Here is a 4,104-nt window from a genome sequence, read left to right as displayed (position 1 = left end):
TTTTCTTTTCCGAATAAATTCACTAAAAACATATAATCGGCTTCTTCACGGAAACCACTTTTGTAAATAATTCCTTTATTGGTTCCCACAGGTTGAAAACAACAATCTAAATGCAACGCATTATCACGAGGCTCAATTTTCGATTTTACTAAGTCGAATGCTTTCACAATTTTATTTGGAAACAATTCTTTAATATAATTTACTCCTTGCATGTTGGTTCTTGCCGTGATGTAATCTTTATAATCCGAACCTTTGTAAGTTCCAATAAAGATATACTCATTCCAAGGCATTACGTCTCCACCTTCAATATGTACTTCTTCTGGCGGGCGAACTACTTTCTTTGGATCAATTTGATTGATTACGTATTGAATCGCATCTAATTCACGCTCACGATCTGGTAAAATATTGGCTTTGATAAAAATGTCATCGATAACAAATCCGATGTCTCTGGTGAAAATTTGGTTGTAATTTTCAATAATTTGAGGTCTGAAGACTTTTACGTCGTACTTCTGGAAGACTTTATTAAATGCTTCCATTTCCTTCACCATATCTTCTTCAATTGGATAGGTTCCAGCTTTAATATGCTCTAATGATTTAGGATCATAGGCTTCTTCGATTGTAGGTGTTGGACCATTACTTACAGCGGTTCCTAACACCACGGCCCTCAAACGAGAGGTTTCGTTTTTTACATTTAATTGTAACATAGCTTTCGGCTTTTGGCAAATATAGAAAAAGGAAATGAGAATATTGAAGAGTCGAGTGTTATAAATTTATGGAAAACCAACACAAATTCCGTATAAATGATTAAATTTGAGTAAACTATAAAATTATTAATTATGGGACTTTCAAATTTTTTTAGTTCTCTTTTTGGAAAAGCAAAAGAGAAAGCAGAAATAGCCAAAGAAAACTTAAGCGAAGTGGCAGAAAATGTAGCTGAAAAAGCTGTTGATGTAGCCGAAGACGTAAAAGAAACTGTTGAAAATGTAGCTGAAAAAGTTTCAGACAAATTAGAAGAAATGGGCGTACCTGAAAAAGTAAATGAACTAGTTGATGTTGCTAAAGAAAAAACAGCAGAAGCTGCGGGTTGGGTTGAAGAAAAAGCACACAACTTAAAAGAATCTTTGGAACACAAAAAAGAAGCAGTTGAAACTACAACTACAGAAGTTGAAACAGCTTCTGAAACAAATGAAGAAACAAAACCAGCAGAATAAAAAAAACCACTCATTTGAGTGGTTTTTTTTTATAAATATTATCTATCTTTTACTTCTTTAAAAGGACGTAACGGATATCCAGTATAAACTTGTCTTGGACGACCGATTGGTTCTTTATTTACTCTCATTTCTTTCCATTGTGCAATCCAACCTGGTAAACGACCAATAGCAAATAAAACCGTAAACATTTCAACTGGAATTCCCATAGCTCTGTAGATAATTCCTGAATAGAAATCTACGTTTGGATATAAGTTTCTTAATTTAAAATATTCGTCTTCTAACGCTACTTTTTCTAATTGTTTTGCGATATCTAATAATGGATCGTCAACTCCTAAAGCTGTTAATACATCATCAGCTGCTTTTTTAATGATGGTTGCTCTTGGGTCAAAGTTTTTGTAAACACGGTGTCCGAATCCCATTAAACGGAACGGATCGTCTTTATCTTTTGCTTTTAAAACGAATTTAGCAACATCACCACCATTATCATGGATTTCTTGTAACATTTCTAAAACTGCTTGATTAGCACCACCATGAAGCGGCCCCCAAAGTGCAGAAACTCCAGCAGAAATTGAAGCAAATAAACCTGCGTGAGAAGAACCTACAATTCTTACTGTAGAAGTTGAACAGTTTTGTTCGTGGTCTGCATGTAAAATGAATAATTTATCTAACGCTTGAATAACTTTTGCATCTGCTTTGTAGGGACCTGTTGGTAATTCAAACATTAAACGCATAAAATTTTCAACATAACCTTTTGTATTATCATAATAATTTAATGGATAACCCATAGTTTTTCTGTAAGTCCATGTAGCAATTACTAAGAATTTACCCATAGTTTTACAAACTGCTTCATACATTTCTTTTTCGTTGTGAGGGTTCACAGACTTAGGATTGAAGGCAGTTAAAGCACTAGTTAAAGAAGCTAAAACACCCATTGGATGAGCCGTTTTAGGAAAACCATCGATGATATTTTTCATTTCCTCATTAACCAAAGTATATTTACGAATATCGTTTTCAAATTTTGTTAACTGATCAGCTGAAGGCAACTCACCGAAAATTAACAAATAAGAAACTTCTAAGAAGTTAGCTTTGTCAGCTAAATCTTCAATAGCATATCCTCTGTAACGTAAAATTCCTTCTTCACCATCTAAAAAAGTAATTTCACTTGTACATGAACCTGAATTTTTATACCCCGGATCAATAGTAATAGCACCAGATGCACTTCGCAACTTGTCTATGTCGATAGCAACCTCATTCTCAGTCCCAACGATTACAGGGAACTCATACTTTTTGCCATCAAGCTCTAATATTGCAGTTTTTGACATATTATTATAATGTGTTTTTTTGATAAATATTTAAGTAATTTGCGAATTTAACAAATATTACGCAAACGTTAAAGAAAATTATCATAATTTATGGTTAAATAATATACATGAAAAAACCTGTCATAAGCAATTTACAACAGGTTCTAAATGATATTTAAAAATAACTATTTTTTTACTTTAAAAGCATTTACGCCAGGAAAATAAGCTACATCTGCTAATTCTTCTTCAATTCTTAATAATTGATTGTATTTTGCCATACGATCAGAACGAGAAGCCGAACCTGTTTTGATTTGTCCACAGTTCAAAGCGACTGCTAAATCTGCAATTGTATTATCTTCTGTTTCTCCAGAACGGTGCGACATTACAGAAGTATATCCAGCGTTATGCGCCATATTAACTGCTGCAATCGTCTCGGTTAAAGTTCCAATTTGGTTTACTTTAATCAAAATTGAATTCGCAATCGATTGACTAATTCCGCGAGATAATCTTTCTACGTTTGTTACGAATAAATCGTCACCTACTAATTGTACTTTATCACCGATTTTTTCTGTTAATAATTTCCAACCTTCCCAATCGTCTTCATACATTCCGTCTTCGATAGAAATAATTGGATATTTTTCTGTTAATTCTGCTAAGTAAGAAGCTTGTTCTTCAGAAGTTCTTATTTTTCCTGTTTCACCTTCAAATTTAGTGTAATCGTATTTTCCGTTTACATAAAATTCTGAAGCCGCACAGTCTAAAGCAATCATTACATCATCTCCAAAAGTATAACCAGCGTTGGTAACCGCTAATTTGATAGAATCTAATGCATCTTCAGTTCCACCCGCTAAATTTGGAGCAAATCCTCCTTCATCACCTACTGCTGTAGATAAATTTCTATCGTGTAAAACTTTTTTTAAGTTGTGAAAAATCTCAGTTCCCATTTGCATTGCCTGAGTGAAATCTTTAGCCTTTACAGGCATAATCATAAATTCTTGAAATGCAATTGGAGCATCAGAATGCGAACCTCCGTTGATAATGTTCATCATTGGAACTGGTAATGTATTTGCTGAAACCCCACCAACATAACGATATAAAGGCATTCCTAATTCGTTAGCAGCAGCTTTTGCAACCGCTAAAGAAACTCCTAAAATAGCATTAGCCCCTAAGTTTGATTTGTTTGCTGTTCCGTCTAAATCAATCATCATTTTGTCGATTAAATTTTGTTCAAAAACCGACATTCCTACAACCGCTTCCGCAATTTTTGTATTAACATTTTCAACAGCTTTTAACACCCCTTTACCCATGTAAGCTTTACCTCCATCACGAAGCTCTACTGCTTCATGTTCGCCAGTCGAAGCGCCACTTGGAACGGCTGCTCTTCCTAAAATTCCGTTATCTGTAACTACATCAACTTCGATTGTTGGATTTCCACGCGAATCTAAAATTTGTCTTGCGTGAACTTTGATAATTATACTCATTTTATATTTTTTTAAGTTACTATCTTGTGAATAATAACAAATTTATAATTTAAACTACAATGATATTGAAAAACTCAAAAAACTTATAAACGATAACGTTTTAGTTGCTTG

At 33.7% G+C, this 4,104-nt stretch carries 4 protein-coding genes; 1 reads left to right on the top strand and 3 read right to left on the bottom strand.

All coding sequences use genetic code 11. From position 1 onward, the window contains the following. On the bottom strand, window positions 1-704 hold a 704-nt coding region (locus Q0075_RS01675; protein WP_297868008.1), incomplete at its 3' end, for an arginine deiminase family protein. 132 nt (window positions 705-836) lie between these two features. On the opposite strand from Q0075_RS01675, the gene Q0075_RS01670 reads away from it, so the two are divergent. Then, window positions 837-1,211 (top strand): hypothetical protein, encoded by a 375-nt coding sequence (locus Q0075_RS01670; RefSeq protein ID WP_297868007.1) that lies wholly within the window; start codon window positions 837-839, stop codon window positions 1,209-1,211. A 38-nt stretch (window positions 1,212-1,249) separates the two neighbouring features. Here Q0075_RS01670 and Q0075_RS01665 read toward each other — a convergent pair whose 3' ends face one another. Both Q0075_RS01665 and eno read right to left on the bottom strand, forming a co-directional pair. Beyond that, the gene (locus Q0075_RS01665) at window positions 1,250-2,533 is read right to left on the bottom strand and encodes a citrate synthase (RefSeq protein WP_297868006.1); all 1,284 of its coding nucleotides are present in this window, start codon (window positions 2,531-2,533) and stop codon (window positions 1,250-1,252) included. A gap of 164 nt (window positions 2,534-2,697) precedes the next feature. Continuing rightward, on the bottom strand, window positions 2,698-3,993 hold the full coding sequence (gene eno, locus Q0075_RS01660) for a phosphopyruvate hydratase (protein ID WP_297868005.1): 1,296 nt from the start codon (window positions 3,991-3,993) through the stop codon (window positions 2,698-2,700). Between the last annotated feature and the right edge of the window lie 111 nt (window positions 3,994-4,104).

The organism is uncultured Flavobacterium sp. (assembly GCF_937967675.1).
Lineage (GTDB): Bacteria > Bacteroidota > Bacteroidia > Flavobacteriales > Flavobacteriaceae > Flavobacterium.
The sequence above is the reverse complement of the archived record's forward strand: the minus strand, read 5'-3'. Positions and strand labels throughout refer to the sequence as shown.